Below are 17,164 nucleotides of genomic sequence, written 5' to 3'. Positions count from 1 at the left end.
AGAATCACGATGCTGCCGACAGCTCTGCAGTGTTTCGCGGCAGGCCATGCCGAACCGGCGCCGCGACGTTTCGCGCTGGCCATCTACGGCGGCGCCTTCGACCCACCCCATGCCGGCCATGCCAGCGTGATCCAGCGTGTGCTGGAAACCTGCGAGCAGGTGTTGGTGGTGCCCAGTTACCGGCACGCCGACGGCAAACGCATGGCCGACTTCGACCTGCGCTGCGCCTGGGTCGAGCGCCTGGCCGCGCGCTTCGGCGATCGGGTACGCTGCTGCAACCTGGAGCGCGAGCTCGGCGCCGATGGCCGGGTGATCTACAGCTACGACCTGCTCAGCCGGCTGGCCGAACGATACGGGCTGCCGACCGAGCGCCTGGCGCTGGTGATCGGTGAAGACAACCTCACCCGGCTGCAGACATTTCACCGCGCCGCCGAGCTGCGCCAGCGCTTCGGCCTGCTGGTGGCGGGCGAGGAGATGACCGTGCACAGCAGCGCGATTCGGGCGATGATCGCCGCCGGGCAAGCGATCCCCGAGGCCTGGCAATTGCCGGAAATCCACAGCGAGATGACGATTTACAGGAGGTCCGTTTGAGTTCTGTTGAGGTACTGGCAAGCGTGGATCTGATCGCCCTGCGCATGGATGCCGAGAGCCGCGGGCTGCATGTGCTGCTGCACCGCCGCGAGCGCGAACCGTTTCTGGGCCAGTGGGCGCTGCCGGGGGTGATCGTCAATGGCAGCACCCGCGACGCCAACCTGGAAGCCGCTGCCCATCGCGTGTTGCGCGACAAGGCCCAGGTGCTGCCGCGCCACCTCGAACAGGTCGGCACCGAAGGCAGTGCCGAGCGTGACCCCCGTGGCTGGTCGATGAGCACCTACTACCTGGCCCTGCTGGCACCGGATACCGAAACCGCCGACGACGGCCTGCGTTTCGCACCGCTCGACGAAGTGCTGAACGGCCGCCTCGCCCTGCCCTTCGACCACGGGCAGCTGGTGCGCCTGAGCGTCGAGCGCCTGGCCGGCAAATCCGTCTACACCAGCCTGCCACTGTACCTGGCGCCGCCGCGTTTCACCGTACTCGACGCCCTGAACGCCGCCCAGGCGTGCCTGGGCACGACGATCAACAACACCTCGCTGCGCAAGCGCCTGGAAAAGATGAAGGACGCCGGCTGGATTCGCGATACCGGCGAGAAGAACTTCCCGAAGATGGGCCGCCCCCAGCAGTTGTGGGCGCTGACCGAGCAAGCCGAGGGCGTGTTCGTATTCGACCGAAGTCTGTTGGCGGATCGGGCGAGCAGCTGATCCGGATCCGTACCTGTGGAAGCGGGCGGGGACGCCTGGTTCATGCCGGCGAATTGCGGACAGAGCCCCTAGCCTGGCGAATCAAACCAGCACCTGAATTGATCTATTGGAAACAGGCAGGAGTTCCTCGCTCATGCCCGAGATTTCGCGGGCATGGCCGCTCCCCATTCGTCAGCCATGGGCTGCCGATCAACTATTCCTACTGCCGCATGCCGATCGCCAACCGATTGAAGGCATTCATCAGCGATATGGCGAAGGTCAGGTCGCTGATCTGCGAATCGGTGAAGTGCGCCTTGAGCGGCTCGAACACCTCATCCGGCGCATGGCTGTGGGCGATGTCGGTCAGCGATTCCGCCCAGGCCAGCGCGGCACGTTCGGCTTCATCGAAATGGCTGCTGATGCGCCAGCCGGCCAGGCACGGGGCCGGATCCTGCACGCCGCGCAGGGTAACGGAGTCAGCCATGCTGGCGTCCTCGCCATCGAATGGACGCCAGATTACTCACCACCCGGCCTGCTCAATAGAGCCAAGACGCTACAACCTCATTGGTCCATGTTGTGAGCGTTCGGGCTATTCGTTCTGCCGCATGGGCATGCGGTCGATGGTCCGGAAGATCGCCTGCAAGTCCGCATCGGCGCCCTGCTGGATCTTCTTGCCGCCGTCCTTGCCGACCAGAATCACCTGGGGCCGGGCATTGCCGGCGTCCAGCGCCAGCAGCAGGCGCTTGGTGGCGATGGCCTCCAGGGGCTGCTCATTGCGCCGGCCCTGCTGGCCGACCACCGTGTAGAGCACCATGTCGCGCTCGACGAACGCCTCGCGGTTGGCCGGCTCGCGCAGCGCGGCCTGCACCCGCGCCAGCAACGGGTCATCGGCGCTGGCCGCCAACACGATCAACGGGCGGGTCTTCCAGCGCTCGGCCTGCAGCGGATCCTCGCTGGCCTGGGCCAGCAACGGCAGGGCCGAGAGCAGCAGAGTCGCGAAACGCTTCATGGCCTCTCCTCCGGGCGGGATCGCGCCCGCCGCTCAGCGATGCGGATGCCCTCAGTACGACAGGTACGAAGAGCGCGTCAGCCCCAGGCGCAGGGCGTCGAGGAACTGGGTACGCTCGCGGGCGCTGATGCGCGCACTGGCCACCTTGTCGCGGTAGTGGGTCATCAGCTCCTCGGGCGACAGGTGCACATAGCGCAGCATGTCCTCGATGGTGTCATGGGTCTCGATACCGGCGTGGTAGATGCTGCCGTCGGCGTTCTGGTAGATGTTCACCGAGTCGGTGTCACCGAACAGGTTGTGCATATCGCCGAGAATTTCCTGGTAGGCACCGACCAGGAAGATCCCTAGCACGTAGTCCTCGCCATCACGCAGCTCGTGCACCGGCAGGCTGGTCTCGATGGACTGCTCGTCGACGTACTGGTTGATCTTGCCGTCCGAGTCACAGGTCAGGTCCTGCAGCACGGCGCGGCGCAGCGGCTCCTCGTCCAGGCGGTTGAGCGGCAGGATCGGCAGGATCTGCCCGATGGCCCAGGTGTCCGGCAGGCTCTGGAATACCGAGAAGTTGCAGATGTACTTGTCGGCCAGCTTGTCGTTGAGCTCGTCGAGCACCTGGCGGTGGGAACGCTGGCGCGCCTTGAGCTGGTTGTACAGGCGACGGCAGATGGAGAAGTAGCACTGCTCGGCCAGGGCCTTCTGGGGCAGGTCGAGCTTGCCGGCGGAGTATTGTCCGGCCGCCTCGCTGACGTAGTGGGTGGCGCGCCAGTAGGTTTCGGCGACCATTTCCGGGTCGCTGTCGTCGAGCAGGTCGATCAGCACCTGCAGCACTTCGGGCTGCTCGATGCTGCGGTCGATTGCCGGCACGTCGTCGTTGTGGCGCTCCACGTCGGTCACCTGCACCAGCAGCACGGCGTGGTGCGCGGTCATCGCCCGGCCGCTTTCCGAGAAGATGTGCGGGTGGGGGATCTCCTGGCGGTCGCAGAATTCCTTGAGCATGTCGACCACCGCGTCGGCGTAGTCTTCCATGTCGTAGTTGATCGAGCTGGCGTTGCGCGAGTGGGTGCCGTCGTAGTCGACGCCCAGGCCGCCGCCGACGTCGATATGGTCGACCGGCAGGCCGAGGGCACGCAGCTCGCCGTAATAGCGGATGGCTTCGCGGAAACCCTTGCGGTAATCAGCGATATTGGCGATCTGCGAGCCCATATGGAAGTGCAGCAGGCGGATGCCCTGATCCAGGCCGGCCTTGCGGAAGCGCTCGACCACCGACAGCAGCTGCGCGGCGGACAGGCCGAACTTGGACTTCTCGCCGCCGGTGTCCGCCCACTTGCTCGATGCCAGGGACGACAGTCGCACGCGCAGGCCGATCTGCGGCGCCACCTTGAGTTCGGCGGCCTCGTCGATCACCAGGGCGACTTCCGACTCCTTCTCGATGACGATGAACACGTTGTGGCCGAGTTTCTGGCCCATCAGCGCCAGGCGGATGAATTCGCGGTCCTTGTAGCCGTTGCAGACGATGGTGCCGCCCTTCGGCGCCAGTGCCAGCACGGCCAGCAGCTCGGGCTTGGAGCCGGCTTCCAGGCCAATGGAAACGTTTTCGGTGGCGATGATGTTCTCCACCACCGCTTCCTGCTGGTTGACCTTGATGGGGTACAGCGCGGTGTAGCGATTGCCGTATTCCAGGCGCGCGATGCTGGCATCGAAGGCGCCGGTCAGCTTGCGCACGCGGTCCTGCAGGATGTCCGGGAAGCGCACCAGCAGTGGCAGCGACAGGCCGCTCTGGCGCAGCTCCTCGACCTGCTCATGGAGGTCGATGGGCGTGCTGTCAGGCCCGTTGGGGCGCACTTCGACGCGGCCCGCATCGTTGATCGAGAAGTAGCCGGCGCCCCAGTGGCGGATGCCATAGACACTGCGGCTGTCGCCTACGGTCCATTGGCTTCCATCGTCCTTGCGTGTGCGTCGTGCGGCCATCGAGGTTCCCCTGTTGCAGATAGGCTGATGCTGTCGAAAAGGTCGGGCGAGCATAGAGCCTGGAAATGACGGTTGCTCGGCAATGGACTGGCCGAGCAGCGAGTAAGTTTAAAGCGTCACTGGGCGGCGACGTTCAGCCACCGGATTTCTTGGCCTTGAACCCGCGCTTGAGCAGTTCGGCGAGCAGCAGTTCGACATGGTCGCCCTGGATCTCGATCACGCCATCCTTGAGCGAGCCACCGCAGCCGCAGCGTTTCTTCAAGGCCGAGGCCAGCTCCTTGAGCGGTTCTTCGCCCAGCGGCACGCCGCCGATGGTGGTCACCGTCTTGCCGCCGCGGCCCTTGGTCTCGCGGCGCACCCGGGCAATGCCATCGCCCTCGGGAATCGTCGTGCGCGAACAGGTGCAGGCGTCCACCGGCTGCGAGCAATCCGGGCAATGCCGGCCTGCGTCCGTGGAGAACACCAGGCCACCGAGGCCGGCGAATGAAGAGGTTTTCTTGGCCACCGCGTTTTTTCCTCAGTGGATGGGAGCGGCGCAGTGTAACGACAAAGGCCGGCAATGCTAAGAAGCGAAATGCGCCAACCCCTGATGGATTGGCGACCCCGCGGAGTGATCAGCGATTGGCGAGATAGTGCTGCAGCGCCACGAGCGAGTCGGGACAGTAGGGCTTAAGCTCGATATCGCGCTGCGCGGCTTCGAGACTCATGAAGCGCGCCTCCAGAACCTCTTCGGGCTGCAGCACCAGCGGCGCATCGGAAACCGCTGAAAACACCCCGCACCAGATACGGTTCTCCGGCTGATCGAAGAAGAAACGCCCATGGTCACGCAGCACCGCATCGCGGATACCCAGCTCTTCGGCCAGCTCGCGCTCGGCCGACAGTGCGTAGCTTTCACCGGCCGCCACCATGCCACCGGCGGCAATATCCCAATAACCGGGATACACTGCCTTGCTCAGGGTGCGGCGGTGCACACACAGCTCACCGGCAGCGTTGAATAGAAGAATGAAGGTGCCGCGGCCGATCAGGCCGCGGCTACGCAGTTCGGCGCGTGGCAGGGCGCCAAGCACACGGTCCTGTTCATCGACCCAGGCGATCAGCTCGGCATCCGAGGCAGCGCGATGCGCCACCTCGGCGCTGGCAACGGCCATCAATCAGCCCTGGGACAGCAGCTGACGCAGGTCGATCACCGCGGCGTTGGCCCGCGAGATGTAGTTGGCCATCACCAGCGAGTGGTTGGCGAGGATGCCGTAGCCGCTGCCGTTGAGCACCATGGGGCTCCACAGCGTGGCCTGGGCGGCCTCCAGTTCGCGGATGATCTGCCGCACACTGACGGTGGCGTTCTTCTTGGCCAGCACGTCGGCGAAATCGACTTCGATGGCGCGCAGCAGGTGGGACAGCGCCCAGGCCTGACCGCGTGCTTCGTAGAACACGTTGTCGATCTGCAGCCACGGGGTTTCGTAGGTGCGCTCGGTCACCTCCGGCACCTGGCCTTCGGCCAGCTCGGTGGTCTCGGTCACCTCGGTGTTCAGGCGCACCTGGCCGACGCTGGCCGACAGGCGCTGGGACAGCGAGCCCAGGCGGGTGGCGACATCACCGAACCAGTTGTTCAGGTTGTCGGCACGGGTATAGAAACGTGCGCCGCCCTGGCCCGGCTCGGACAGGCGAGCGAGGTAGCGATCCAGCGAGTTGATGCCTTCGCGGTACTCGGACTCGGCGGCCGGCAGCGCCCAGCTGCGATGGTCGAAGTTGAAGCGCGGCTCGGCGCGGGCCAGGTCGCCATCCTCGGTGGATTGCGATTGCGAGCGGGCGAAATCCTTGCGCAGCGCGCGGGAGAAATCACGCACCTGCACCAGCACGCCGTATTCCCAGCTCGGCATGTTGTCGAGCCACAGGCCCGGCGGGGCCAGGTCGTTGGCCAGGTAGCCACCCGGCTTGTCGAGCAGGGTCTGGGCGACCTGCTTGAGGGTTTCCACCGTGGTGTAGCCGTTGACCACCTGACGCTGGCTGCTTTCCGCCGCAGCCTGCACGCGCTGCTGTACCGGGAACAGGTCCGGCTCCTGGCTCCACCACCAGCCGACGACCAGCGCCACCAGCAGATAGATACCCAGCAAGCCGACGATGACACGGCCGAGCCCGCCGCCAAGACGACGGCGAGTCCCCGTGCTGGCACCGTCATCGGCATGGGCGGTGCCGGTGGTGCGGTTCTTCCAATCGAGCATGGCGATTATCCTTTGATCAACGACGTACAGGGCTTCGACCACAGGGCCATGGGAGGGTTGCGCTAATACTTGGCCGCCCCATGGCCTGCATCGAAGCTACGCTGCCACTATAAGGGAAGGCTGCCTCGCTGCGCAGCGCAGCAAGCTATTCACGACGTGACCGGCCGGAGTCATCGGCCTGGGCGCAGCATCTACCGATAGCATGGCCAAGGGTGCGGGGCGATTCACAACACTGGCGTCAAAGGAATGGCAAAATAACCCCCCAGTGATAGCATGAGGCCATCACAATCAGCCCCACGCCGCCACATGCAGATCGACAGGCCATGACCGAGCAAGAAGACCCCAGCCGCGACCGGCTCAAACAGCATTTCGCCCAGCGGGTGATCCACCAGGCCCGCCAGGTTCTGGAAGTGTGGCTGCGCCTGCAACGGGGCGAATGGAACGACGCCGGCATGCAGGAACTGCAGGAGGCCGCGCAGCTGCTGCAACGGTATGCCGAGCGTTTCGAGCAGGTCGAGCACCGTGAGCTGGGTACGCGCATCGTCGCCTGCCTGGGCGTGGTGGGCGCCAACCGGGGCCGCCTCAACAGCGAAGTGATCAGCGAACTCAACCAGTTGATGCAGCGCCTGTCGCGCACCGGCCTGCGCCACGGCGACCGTTTCGAGCACACCACCCTGCCGCCGTTGCGCAAACCCGTGTACCTGGCCCTGCAGCACCTGGAGCGCGCCGAACGCCTGGCTCAGCAACTCGAGTTCTTCGGCATGAACGCCAAGCCGCTGGATACCGCCAACGCCTTTCGCGCCGCCATGCTCGAGCGCCATCCGGCGGCCATCGTCATGGAGATCGATTTCGCCGGCGCCGGCAACGGTCTGCAACTGGCCCAGGCGGTTCAGGAAGGCCTGCAGGAAAAGATCCCGGTGCTGTTCTACAGCCACGAAGACACCGACACCCCAACCCGCCTGGCGGCGGTGCGTGCCGGCGGGCGCGAGTTCTTTACCGGCTCCATGGACGCCTCGAGCCTGCTCGAACGCATCGAGGTGCTGACCCACGTGGCCCAGTACGAGCCCTACCGCGTGCTGATCGTCGACGATTCCCGCGCCCAGGCCACCCACACCGAGCGGGTGCTCAACAGCGCCGGCATCGTCACCCGCACGCTCACCGAGCCGATCCAGGCGATGGACGAGCTGGCCGAGTTCCAGCCGGACCTGATCATCCTCGACATGTACATGCCGGCCTGCAACGGCACCGAGCTGGCCCAGGTGATCCGCCATAACGACCGCTACGTCAGCGTGCCGATCATCTACCTGTCCGCCGAGGACGATCTGGACAAGCAGCTCGATGCGATGAGCGAGGGCGGCGACGACTTTCTCACCAAGCCGATCAAGCCCCGCCACCTGATCGCCACCGTACGCAACCGCGCCGACCGCGCACGCAGCCTCAAGGCACGCATGGTACGCGACAGCCTGACCGGGCTGTTCAACCATACCCACACCCTGCAGCTGCTCGAGGATGCGCGCTTTCGCGCCCAGCGCGACGAGCAGCCGCTGAGCTTCGCGATGATTGATATCGATTACTTCAAGAAGGTCAACGACAACTACGGCCATCCCATGGGCGACCGGGTGATCAAGAGCCTGGCGTTGTTCCTCAAGCAGCGCCTGCGCAAGAGCGACTGCATCGGCCGTTATGGCGGCGAGGAATTCGCCGTGGTGATGCCCAACACCGATGCGCAGACGGCAACCAGGGTACTGGACGAAGTCCGCGCGCGGTTCGCCGAGATCCACTACCCGGCCCACCCCCACGACCTGAGCTGCACCTTTAGCTGCGGCATTGCCGAAATGGTCGATGACGCCGACAGCAAGCTCCTGTCGCAGCGTGCCGACGAGGCCCTGTACCGCGCCAAGAACGGTGGCCGCAACCGCGTCGAAATCTATGGGTGAATTCGGCTAGTGCCCGGCGACCGCATGTCGGTCGCCGGGCCTCACAGGGCGACGCGCCCCCGGGCGTAACCACCTTGTCACAAAGCCGCCATAACGTACCGATCAGACCGCACTGCATGGCGCAGTGCCATCACCGATCGGACGTCAAGCGAGCCCATGCGCCTCAAATCCCTCACCAATCTCAACACCCTCCTGCTGGTCGGCATCGGCATTGCCCTGGCCTGCACCTTGTGGTGGTCGCAGCGGGCACTGGAGCGCCCCTATGTGCTGATGGAGCAGTACCTGGAACTCGCCCAGCAATTCCAACGCGAGGCGGCCGGCAACATTCTTGGCTACCTGGAAAGCGGCGATGCCTTGCGCCATAGCGCCGCCCTCCAGAACCTGGACGCACTGCAGGCCAATGTCGACGAACTGCCAAGCGACCTCGCCGGCGATCTGGGCAACAGCCTGGGCGAGCTGAAAGCCTTCGCCGCCGAACAACTGCTGGCGGCCGGCAAGCTGTCCGGCGATCCACAGGGGCTGCTGATCCAGGCCGAACGGGAAATGGCCGATGCGCTGACGGGGCTCGCGCGCTACGCCGACGAGGCCCGTAGCGATGCCGCCGACGCCTACCGCCCCGCGCTCTTCGATGCCTCGCAACACCTGGCCCGCCTGGCGCTGGCCCGCACCAAGCTGGTCAGCAGCGGGCGTGCCGAACTGGCCACCGATGTGGAGCGTGAAGTACAGGCCCTGCAGGTACAGGCCAAGAGGATCAACGAGCTGCCGCTGCTCGGCGTCACGGAGCAAGCGGCCTCAGGCGGCAATGCTTTCGCCTCCCTGCTGGGTCTGGACAACGACAGCCAGGAGAGCGAAGCGCAGGACCGCGGTATCAGCCTCAAGCGCGAATTCGACGGCCTGCTCGGCCGTTACCCTGGCGAGCTGGCCCGCACCCAGGCACTGATCGAGCAACGTGCGCAGCTGGCCGCCAGCACCCGCGCGCGCCTGGATGCGGTGCAGCAATCCTTTACCGCCCTGGAGCCCCGGGTGCGCGCCGAGCATGGTCGCATCCAGGGCGAAACGCGGCTGATACTCGGCGTCATGGTGGGGCTGATCCTGCTCGTCGCGCTGCTCATCGACACCCTGCAGCGGCGCCTCAGCCGCCTGCTCGAGCGCCTGGTTCCGGCACTCTCGGCCTGGGCCGCGGGCGACTTCGCGGGCGAGGTCCACCTGGCCACCAACACCCGTGAACTGCGCGACATCGAGGAGTCGCTCAATCGCCTGCGCCGCTACCTGGTCGAGCTGGTGGGCACCATTCACCAGCACGCTGCCCAGGTTTCGGCCTCCAGCCATACCCTGGCGGAGCTGAGCGGCGGCCTGCACGACGGCGCCGAACGCCAGGCCAGCGATACCGCGCAGATCCGCGACGCCCTGAGCGAGCTGGAGGCGACCATCCTGCAGGTGGCCGACGACGCCAGCCAGACCGCCACCGCCAGCCGCAACGCCGACCGCGCCCTCGCCCAGGGCCAGAAGGTCATCGGCAACAGCCTTTCCGGCCTGCATGCACTGGTCGACGAGGTGCAGGGCAATGCCCAGGCGATCGAGCACCTGGCCACGGAAACCGCCACCATCGGCAGCGTACTGACGGTGATCCGCAGCGTCGCCGAGCAGACCAACCTGCTGGCCCTCAATGCGGCCATCGAGGCGGCACGGGCCGGCGACGCGGGCCGTGGTTTCGCGGTGGTGGCCGATGAGGTGCGCTCGCTATCCCTGCGAACCAGCTCGGCCACCGCGCAGATTCAGGAAGTCATCGGCCGCCTGCAGCAGGCGGCCAACAGCTCGGTACAGGCTATGCGCAGCCAGGTCGAGCACGCCGAAGCCACCGCCGAACAGGCGCGCACCGCCGACGGTGCGCTGGACGAGATCGTCGGCGCCATCGGTACCATCACCAGCATGGCGGCGCGCATCGCCGAGACCACGGCATACCAGGGCGGCGCGGTCAGCGAGATCCGCGATCACAGCGAGCGCATTCACCAACTCGGCGGCGACAACCTGCAGCGCATCGGCCAGGGCCGCGCGCAGAGCGTCGAGCTGCAGGTGCTGAGCGGCCAGCTGGACCAGGCCGTGCAGGCGTTTCGGGTTTGACAGGAGCGGCGATCCAGATAGATAGGCCGACAGCATCGCGCCAGGGGATCGGCCGGGCCGCAGCGACGCAACCCAAAATGACCTGAGCGACCGGATTACCACTGTGGGAGCGCGTCATGCGCGCGAAATCGCGGGCGTGAACTGGGCGCCCACGCCCGCTCTCACCGGGTGGCGCCGTGCGCGGCTCAGCGCTCCCAGGGCGGAGGCGGCTCGCGGTCCTTGGGCTCCTCGTCGGCATTGAGCGCGGCCTGGCGGCGTGCCTCTTCGGCCAGGGCGGCCTTGATCTCGCGCATCACCGCGTCGACGTCGGCTTCGTCTTCCGGGTCCTTGAATTCGCCGGTCAGCACGCTATCCGGGGTCAGCTTGCCCTCTTCATAGAGCGCCCACATTTCCTTGGCGTACTTGCTGTACCTGAGTTCCGGAGCGAACTGGCCGAAGTAGGCCGCCATGTTGCCGACATCACGCTCGAGCATCTTGAAGGCGTGGTTGTTGCCGGCGGCGTCCACCGCCTGGGGCAGGTCGATGATCACCGGGCCGTCCGGGCCGAGCAGCACGTTGAACTCCGACAGGTCGCCGTGCACCAGGCCGGCACACAGCATCTTCACGATCTCCTCGATCATGAAGGCATGGAACTCGCGGGCGTCCTCGGGGTGCAGGTCGACGTCGTTGAGGCGCGGCGCCACATCGCCTTCGCCATCGGTGACCAGTTCCATCAGCAGCACGCCGTCCAGGAAGTCATAGGGCTTGGGCACCCGCACGCCGGCACTGGCCAGGCGAAACAGCGCGGCGACTTCGGCATTCTGCCAGTTCTCCTCCTGGTTCTTGCGCCCGTACTTGGAACCCTTCGCCATGGCCCGCGCATCACGGCTGTTGCGCACCTTGCGGCCCTCCTGATACTCGGCGGCCTGGCGGAACCCGCGCTTGTTGGCCTCCTTGTAAACCTTGGCGCAACGCAACTCGGAACCGCAACGCACCACGTAGACCGCTGCTTCCTTGCCGCTCATCAAAGGGCGAATCACCTCGTCCACCAGGCCGTCCTCGACCAGGGGCTCAATGCGTTTTGGCGTCTTCATCAGCTTTTATCGGGGTCCTCGGTGGGCTATGCGGCCCTTTTATACGGCAAACCAGAGGCAGCGCCCAGCCCATGAAAAGAATGGGCCAGTCCAGGCAGTTCGAAAGCGCGATTGGCACTGGCGCGCAGGCAGCCGGATACCGACAATTCAGGACATCGTTACAGGAGATGAACATGTCCGAAGAACGTCGCTGGCAGGCCGTGTGCGAGCGCGATGCCGCCCAGGATGGGCAATTCGTCTTCGCCGTGCGCTCGACCGGTATCTATTGCCGGCCCAGTTGTCCGGCGCGCCGCCCACGCCGCGAGAACGTCAGTTTCCATGACGGCCCGGTGCAGGCCGAAGCGGCGGGGTACCGCCCCTGCAAGCGCTGCACGCCCCAGGGCGCAAGCCCCGCCGAACAACTCGACGCGTTGGTGAGTGCCGCCTGCCGCCTGCTCGACGAGGCCGACAAACCGCCAACCCTCGACGCGCTGGCGGCGCGCATCGGCCTGTCCGCCTCGCACCTAGCCCGGGCCTTCAAGGCGCGCACCGGCCTGACGCCCAAGGCCTGGACCAGCGCCCGCCAACGCGAGCGCCTGGCTGCCAGCCTGCCGGGCGCCAGGTCGGTACTCGACGCAGCGCTGGACAACGGCTACAGCAATACCCGCAGCCTCTATGCACAACGCGATGGTGTGGCCCTGGCGCGGCGGCGCCTGGGATCGCCGGGCGAGACGTTGCGCGTGGCGGTGGTGCCCTGCCCGCTCGGCCATCTGCTCATGGCCAGCAGTGAAAACGGGCTGTGCGCCCTGCTGTTCGGCGATACGGCCGACGCCTTGGAAACCGAGCTGCGCCAACGCTTCCCGGCGGCCAGCCTGCAGGCCGATCAAGGGCAGCTGCAGGCGTGGCTGAGCGAGGTACTGCAGCAACTGGGCGAGCCCGCGCGCGCCGCCAGGCTGCCGCTGGACCTGCGCGGCACGGCTTTCCAGCAACGCGTCTGGCAGGCCCTGCGCGCCATTCCCGTCGGCCAGACGCGCACCTACGGGCAGCTCGCCACCGCGCTGGACAGTCACCCGCGGGCCATCGCCCGCGCCTGTGCCAGCAACCCCCTGGGCCTGCTGGTGCCCTGCCACCGGGTGACGGCGGCCGATGGCAGCCTGGGTGGCTACCGCTGGGGCGTGGCGCGCAAGGCGGCGTTGCTGGCGGCCGAAGCGGAAAGGCGCGAAAAGGACGCCCCCTGACGGGACGTCGAGCGAAGCGATTGCAAGGGGGCTGCTACGCGGGAAGCGGACTACGGCTCGCTCGCCTCAGCGCTCCAGAATCGCCGTCACGCCCTGCCCACCCGCGGCGCAGATGGAAATCAGACCGCGGCCCTCACCGGCGACCGCCAGCAGCTTGGCCAGGTTGGCGACGATCCGCCCGCCGGTGGCGGCAAACGGGTGGCCGGCAGCCAGGGAGCTGCCTTTGACGTTGAGCCTGGCGCGGTCGATGCTGCCCAGCGGCTGCTCCAGGCCCAGTCGTTCCCGGCAGTAGTCGGCGTCTTCCCAGGCCTTGAGGGTGCACAGCACCTGGGCGGCGAAGGCCTCGTGGATCTCGTAGTAGTCGAAATCCTGCAGGCTCAGGCCGTTGCGCGCCAGTAGCCGCGGCACGGCGTACACCGGTGCCATCAGCAGCCCTTCGTGGCCTTTGACGAAATCCACCGCCGCCGCCTCACCGTCGCGCCAGTAGGCGAGAATCGGCAGGCCACGGGCCTTGGCCCATTCCTCGCTGGCGAGCAGCACCAGCGACGCACCGTCGGTCAGGGGCGTGGAATTGGCGGCGGTCAGGGTGCCGCGCAGGCCCTTCTCGAACACCGGTTTGAGGGTTGCCAGCTTGGCCAGGTCGATATCGGGGCGCAGGTTCTGGTCACGGGTCAGGCCGAGGAACGGCGTCATCAGATCGTCCTGCCAGCCCTCGGCATAGGCCGCAGCCAGCTGGCGATGGCTGGCCACGGCCAGCTGATCCTGCTCGTCACGGGGGATGGCCCAGTGTTGCGCCATCAGTTCGCAATGCTGCCCCATGGACAGGCCGGTACGTGGCTCGCCATTGCGTGGCAATGAGGGTGCCAGATGCCGGGGGCGGATCTGCAACAGAGTCTTGAGCTTGTCGCCGGTGCTCCTGGCCCGGTTGGCTTGTAACAGGATCTTGCGCAAGCCCTCGTTGACGCCGATCGGCGCATCCGAGGTGGTGTCCACGCCGCCGGCGATACCGCACTCGATCTGCCCCAGGGCAATCTTGTTGGCGACCAGCAACGCCGCCTCCAGGCCGGTGCCGCAGGCCTGCTGCAGGTCATAGGCCGGGGTTTGCGGGGCCAGGCGCGAGCCGAGCACGCATTCGCGGGTCAGGTTGAAGTCCCGCGAGTGCTTGAGCACCGCGCCGGCCACCACCTCGCCGAGGCGCTCGCCATGCAGGTTGTAGCGCTCGACCAGGCCTTCCAGCGCACTGGTGAGCATGGCCTGGTTGCTGGCCGTGGCGTAGGCGCTGTTGGAGCGGGCGAAGGGAATGCGGTTGCCACCAACGATGGCGACCCGGCGCGGCAGGCTCATGAACGGCTCCTTGCAGGTAATATTTTGCGGCAATTCACCGACTCGAGGGCCGGTCATTGGGCTGCTGTCGATGCATGAAACGAGTGATCGCGTACAGTGGTCAACCACTTTGAGTTTCAGCCCTGGAGTCTGTTCCATGTCCGACCGCTACCTCAACTTCGCCAATACGCCGGCTGGCCGTCGCCTGGTCGGTGCGCTCGGCCTGCCCGCGCCACTGCCCCTGGAGCGTTGGGTAGCCGGTCGCAATCGGCCACTGGAAGGCGCCCTGCTGATCGGCGGTGAGGGCGACCTGGGCGCCGCGGTGGCGGGCTTCGCCAAGCGCCTGACCGATGAGCTGTTCGCGCCCCGTGACGAGCAGTTCGGCCTACCGCGCTGGACGGCCGAACACGGCCCAAGACTCAAGGGCCTGGTTTTCGATGCCAGCGGCCTGCGCCGCTTCGAGGAACTCGACGCCCTGCGCCAGTTCTTCCAGCCAGCGCTGAAGAACCTCGATCGCTGCCCCCATGTGGTGGTGCTCGGTCGTGCGCCGCAGACGCTCGACGATCCGCAGGCCTCGAGCGTGCAGCGCGCACTGGAAGGCTTCACCCGCTCGCTGGCCAAGGAGATCCGCCGCGGCGGCACCGTGCAGCTGCTGCACGTCGACCCGGGGGCGGAGCGCCAGCTCGAAGGCGCGTTGCGCTTTCTGCTGTCGCCCAAGAGCGCCTACATCTCGGCCCAGGTGCTGCGCCTGCAACCCTGCGCCGAGCAGGTCAGCGACTGGACGCGCCCGCTGGCCGGCAAGACCGCGCTGGTCACCGGCGCCAGCCGCGGCATTGGCGCCGCCATCGCCGAAACCCTGGCCCGTGACGGTGCCGAGGTGCTGCTGCTGGACGTGCCAGCGGCCAAGGACGCCCTCGACGCCCTGGCGGCGCGCCTCGGCGGCCGCAGCCTGGCCCTGGACATCTGCGCCGAAGACGCTCCGCGCAAACTGGTCGAGGCGCTGCCCGGCGGCATGGATATCGTCGTCCACAACGCCGGTATCACCCGCGACAAGACCCTGGCGAAAATGAGCGAGGGCCTGTGGGACTCGGTAATCGAGGTCAACCTGCGTGCCCCGCAGCAACTCACCGCCGCGCTGCTGGAAGCCGGCACCCTGCGCGACAATGGTCGCGTGGTACTGATCGCCTCGCTCAGCGGCATCGCCGGCAACGTCGGGCAGACCAACTATGCAACCAGCAAGGCCGGGCTGATCGGCCTTGCCCAGAGCTGGGCGCCGACCCTGGCGCAACGCGGCATCAGCATCAACGCGGTGGCGCCGGGCTTTATCGAAACGGGCATGACCGCCGCCATTCCCTTCACCATTCGCGAGGCCGGCCGGCGCATGAACTCGATGAACCAAGGCGGCCTGCCCCGGGATGTCGCCGAAGCGGTAGCCTGGTTCGCGCAACCCGGCTCGGGAGCGGTCAGCGGTCAGGTGTTGCGGGTCTGCGGGCAGAGCCTGCTGGGCGCCTGATCACGACGCAGCGCTGCGGCCGCGACGGCGGAACTCCACCGGCGTCTGGCCGACCCAGCGCTTGAACGCGCGGCAGAAGGTACTGGGCTCGGAGAAGCCGGTGCGTTCGGCGATCCGTTCGATACGTTCTTCGGTGTCCACCAGCAGGCGTTTGGCCAGGTTGCAGCGACAAGCGCTGAGCAACTCGTTGAAGCGCACGCCGGCCTGGGCCAAGCGCTCGCGCAGCCGCCGTGCCGGCATGTCGAGGCGAGCGGCAACCTGTTCCAGGGTCGCCCCCTCGACCAGCAGTTCATCGATCAGCCGGTTCACCTCACCGACCAGTTCGGGACGCACATACCCGGCGCTCGGGGGAATCGAATTGCGCAGGCACAGGAACCTCGGCATCAGCGCGGGCGCAGGCGTGACGGGTCTGTGCTTGTCCAGGTCGGGCATGCTGCATTCCTTGCGTCTGTGATGGCCGGGTCGATTTTACCCACCCAAGCGTAGGCAGCTTTTGCCATCTGCGCTCGGCCAGTGGGCAATCGTTTGCGCAGCGGGCACCAATGGCCGCTGGCCAATGTCCTAGATCTCGACGAGAGTACCCACACCCTCACCTTGCAGCGGAGCGCACGATGGCAACCGAATGGCTCGATTTGCACACCCCACCGGCCCTGCCCGGCCTGCTCCTGCGCGCGGCGACCCGGCGGGGAATCACCGGCAAGGTGCTGCCGCACTCTGGGCTACGCTGCCCGGTGAGCGTCGATGCCAGTCACCTGGCACGCTATCGCGAGCTGTGTGGCTTCCGCGACGATGCCCGCCTCCCAGCCACCTACCCCCACGTGCTGGCCTTCACCCTGCAGATGAAGCTGCTCACCGAGCCTGACTTTCCCTTCCCGCTGCTGGGCCTGGTGCACCTGGAAAACCGCATCCGCGTGGTACGCCAGCTGGCCGGCCTGGGGCCCTTCACCCTGAGCATAGAGGCGAGCAACCTGGCGCCCCATGACAAGGGGGCGGTGTTCAGCGTGATCACCCGTCTCGAGGATCAACTCGGCCTGCTTTGGGAGGGGGACAGCCGCCTGCTCTGCCGCGGCGTCAAGCTCGACGGCCCGGCCATCGGCCGCAGCGAATCGCCCAGCCTGCCGATGGACGAGCTGGACAGCTGGCAGGCACCGTCCAACATCGGCCGCCGTTATGCGCGGGTGTCCGGGGACTACAACCCCATCCACCTGTCGCCCCTGAGCGCCAAGCCGTTCGGTTTCCCCCGCGCCATCGCCCATGGGCTGTGGAACAAGGCGCGCGCACTGGCGGCGCTGCAGGCCCACCTGCCGGCCTCGGGCTACAGCGTCGAGGCGCGCTTCCAGAAGCCGGTATTGCTGCCGAGCACGCTGCACATGCGTGCCAGCCTGCCGGCGGCGGAGGGCCAGTTCGACCTGCGCGGCAAGGACGATGTGCCGCATATGGCCGGCTACTGGCAGGTCATCTAGTGCGCGCGTAGAAGGCTGCTGCGCGCCGCCCCTGCCACGTTGGAAAT

General features: G+C 66.8%; 14 protein-coding genes and 2 pseudogenes. 7 read left to right on the top strand and 9 right to left on the bottom strand.

Features of this window, described 5'->3' with window-relative positions; all coding sequences use genetic code 11:
* The first annotated feature begins 9 nt into the window (after window positions 1-9).
* Both K8U54_RS12725 and K8U54_RS12720 read left to right on the top strand, forming a co-directional pair.
* Window positions 10-591 carry an adenylyltransferase/cytidyltransferase family protein gene (locus K8U54_RS12725; protein ID WP_249906204.1) on the top strand — a complete coding sequence of 194 codons (582 nt, stop codon included), beginning with the start codon at window positions 10-12 and terminating at the stop codon, window positions 589-591.
* A complete protein-coding gene (locus K8U54_RS12720; protein WP_249906203.1) occupies window positions 588-1,298 on the top strand; it encodes an NUDIX hydrolase in 711 nt (236 codons plus the stop codon). The genes K8U54_RS12725 and K8U54_RS12720 overlap by 4 nt, the downstream gene beginning before the upstream one ends.
* 199 nt (window positions 1,299-1,497) lie before the next feature.
* On the opposite strand, the gene K8U54_RS12715 is transcribed toward K8U54_RS12720, so the two are convergent.
* The 6 genes from K8U54_RS12715 to K8U54_RS12690 form a co-directional block, all read right to left on the bottom strand.
* Window positions 1,498-1,761 (bottom strand): carboxymuconolactone decarboxylase family protein, encoded by a 264-nt coding sequence (locus K8U54_RS12715; RefSeq protein WP_249906202.1) that lies wholly within the window; start codon window positions 1,759-1,761, stop codon window positions 1,498-1,500.
* A 105-nt stretch (window positions 1,762-1,866) separates the two neighbouring features.
* Window positions 1,867-2,286, bottom strand: a complete 420-nt coding sequence (locus tag K8U54_RS12710; RefSeq protein WP_249906201.1) for a DUF4174 domain-containing protein — start codon at window positions 2,284-2,286, stop codon at window positions 1,867-1,869.
* A gap of 51 nt (window positions 2,287-2,337) precedes the next feature.
* Window positions 2,338-4,251 (bottom strand): arginine decarboxylase, encoded by a 1,914-nt coding sequence (speA, locus tag K8U54_RS12705; protein ID WP_249906200.1) that lies wholly within the window; start codon window positions 4,249-4,251, stop codon window positions 2,338-2,340.
* Window positions 4,252-4,384: 133 nt separating this feature from the next.
* Window positions 4,385-4,756 (bottom strand): translation initiation factor Sui1, encoded by a 372-nt coding sequence (locus tag K8U54_RS12700; protein WP_249906199.1) that lies wholly within the window; start codon window positions 4,754-4,756, stop codon window positions 4,385-4,387.
* A 109-nt stretch (window positions 4,757-4,865) separates the two neighbouring features.
* Window positions 4,866-5,399, bottom strand: a complete 534-nt coding sequence (locus K8U54_RS12695; protein WP_249906198.1) for an NUDIX hydrolase — start codon at window positions 5,397-5,399, stop codon at window positions 4,866-4,868.
* A gap of 3 nt (window positions 5,400-5,402) precedes the next feature.
* On the bottom strand, window positions 5,403-6,470 hold the full coding sequence (locus K8U54_RS12690) for a DUF2333 family protein (protein ID WP_249906197.1): 1,068 nt from the start codon (window positions 6,468-6,470) through the stop codon (window positions 5,403-5,405).
* A 323-nt stretch (window positions 6,471-6,793) separates the two neighbouring features.
* Between K8U54_RS12690 and K8U54_RS12685 the strand changes: the two genes are divergently transcribed.
* Both K8U54_RS12685 and K8U54_RS25335 read left to right on the top strand, forming a co-directional pair.
* Entirely contained in the window at window positions 6,794-8,407 is a 1,614-nt protein-coding gene (locus K8U54_RS12685; protein ID WP_249906196.1) for a response regulator, read from the top strand.
* A gap of 1,611 nt (window positions 8,408-10,018) precedes the next feature.
* Window positions 10,019-10,528, top strand: a pseudogene (locus tag K8U54_RS25335) (methyl-accepting chemotaxis protein); the annotation flags it as partial.
* Between the two features lie 185 nt (window positions 10,529-10,713).
* On the opposite strand, the gene K8U54_RS12675 reads toward K8U54_RS25335, so the two are convergent.
* The gene (locus tag K8U54_RS12675; RefSeq protein ID WP_249906194.1) at window positions 10,714-11,601 is read right to left on the bottom strand and encodes a PA4780 family RIO1-like protein kinase; all 888 of its coding nucleotides are present in this window, start codon (window positions 11,599-11,601) and stop codon (window positions 10,714-10,716) included.
* A 173-nt stretch (window positions 11,602-11,774) separates the two neighbouring features.
* On the opposite strand from K8U54_RS12675, the gene ada reads away from it, so the two are divergent.
* Window positions 11,775-12,818, top strand: a complete 1,044-nt coding sequence (gene ada / locus K8U54_RS12670) for a bifunctional DNA-binding transcriptional regulator/O6-methylguanine-DNA methyltransferase Ada (protein WP_249906193.1) — start codon at window positions 11,775-11,777, stop codon at window positions 12,816-12,818.
* Between the two features lie 66 nt (window positions 12,819-12,884).
* Here the strand turns inward: ada and K8U54_RS12665 are convergent, their stop codons facing one another.
* Window positions 12,885-14,162 (bottom strand): acetyl-CoA C-acetyltransferase, encoded by a 1,278-nt coding sequence (locus tag K8U54_RS12665; protein ID WP_249906192.1) that lies wholly within the window; start codon window positions 14,160-14,162, stop codon window positions 12,885-12,887.
* A gap of 136 nt (window positions 14,163-14,298) precedes the next feature.
* Between K8U54_RS12665 and K8U54_RS12660 the strand changes: the two genes are divergently transcribed.
* Window positions 14,299-15,654 carry a 3-oxoacyl-ACP reductase gene (locus K8U54_RS12660; protein WP_249906191.1) on the top strand — a complete coding sequence of 452 codons (1,356 nt, stop codon included), beginning with the start codon at window positions 14,299-14,301 and terminating at the stop codon, window positions 15,652-15,654.
* On the opposite strand, the pseudogene K8U54_RS12655 reads toward K8U54_RS12660, so the two are convergent.
* Window positions 15,655-15,984, bottom strand: a pseudogene (locus K8U54_RS12655) (helix-turn-helix transcriptional regulator); the annotation flags it as partial. It lies immediately after the preceding gene.
* Window positions 15,985-16,265: 281 nt separating this feature from the next.
* Between K8U54_RS12655 and K8U54_RS12650 the strand changes: the two are divergent.
* A complete protein-coding gene (locus K8U54_RS12650; RefSeq protein ID WP_249906190.1) occupies window positions 16,266-17,117 on the top strand; it encodes a MaoC family dehydratase in 852 nt (283 codons plus the stop codon).
* Window positions 17,118-17,164 lie beyond the last annotated feature (47 nt).

The sequence above is a fragment of the Pseudomonas fulva genome (genome assembly GCF_023517795.1).
Lineage (GTDB): Bacteria > Pseudomonadota > Gammaproteobacteria > Pseudomonadales > Pseudomonadaceae > Aquipseudomonas > Aquipseudomonas fulva_D.
This window is presented reverse-complemented; position numbering and strand designations above follow the sequence as displayed.